At 52.2% G+C, this 857-nt stretch carries 1 rRNA gene; it reads right to left on the reverse strand.

Annotation, left to right across the window (positions count from 1 at the left end):
* A 23S ribosomal RNA gene (locus D8S93_RS24755) occupies positions 1–857 on the reverse strand; the annotation flags it as partial.

Genomic DNA, 857 nt, shown 5'->3' on the forward strand with positions numbered 1-857 from the left:
AGGGGTCGACGTTAGAACATCAACACTACAAGGGTGGTATTTCAAGGACGGCTCCACGCAATCTAGCGACTGCGCTTCAAAGCCTCCCACCTATCCTACACATGTAGGGTCAATGTTCAGTGCCAAGCTGTAGTAAAGGTTCACGGGGTCTTTCCGTCTAGCCGCGGGTACACTGCATCTTCACAGCGATTTCAATTTCACTGAGTCTCGGGTGGAGACAGCGTGGCCATCATTACGCCATTCGTGCAGGTCGGAACTTACCCGACAAGGAATTTCGCTACCTTAGGACCGTTATAGTTACGGCCGCCGTTTACCGGGGCTTCGATCAAGAGCTTCGACCGAAGTCTAACCCCATCAATTAACCTTCCGGCACCGGGCAGGCGTCACACCGTATACGTCATCTTGCGATTTTGCACAGTGCTGTGTTTTTAATAAACAGTTGCAGCCACCTGGTATCTGCGACTCTCAATAGCTCCATCCGCGAGGGACTTCACCGTCGAGAGCGTACCTTCTCCCGAAGTTACGGTACCATTTTGCCTAGTTCCTTCACCCGAGTTCTCTCAAGCGCCTTGGTATTCTCTACCCGACCACCTGTGTCGGTTTGGGGTACGATTCCTTACAATCTGAAGCTTAGAGGCTTTTCCTGGAAGCATGGCATCAATGACTTCACATCCGTAGATGCTCGACGTCGTGTCTCAGCCTTAAAGAGAACCGGATTTACCTAATTCTCAGCCTACGCACTTGAACCTGGACAACCGTCGCCAGGCCCACCTAGCCTTCTCCGTCCCCCCATCGCAATTGTAAGAAGTACGGGAATATTAACCCGTTTCCCATCGACTACGCCTTTCGGCCTCGCC

It is taken from the genome of Vibrio sp. VGrn 2, assembly GCF_009361695.1.
GTDB lineage: Bacteria > Pseudomonadota > Gammaproteobacteria > Enterobacterales > Vibrionaceae > Vibrio > Vibrio diabolicus.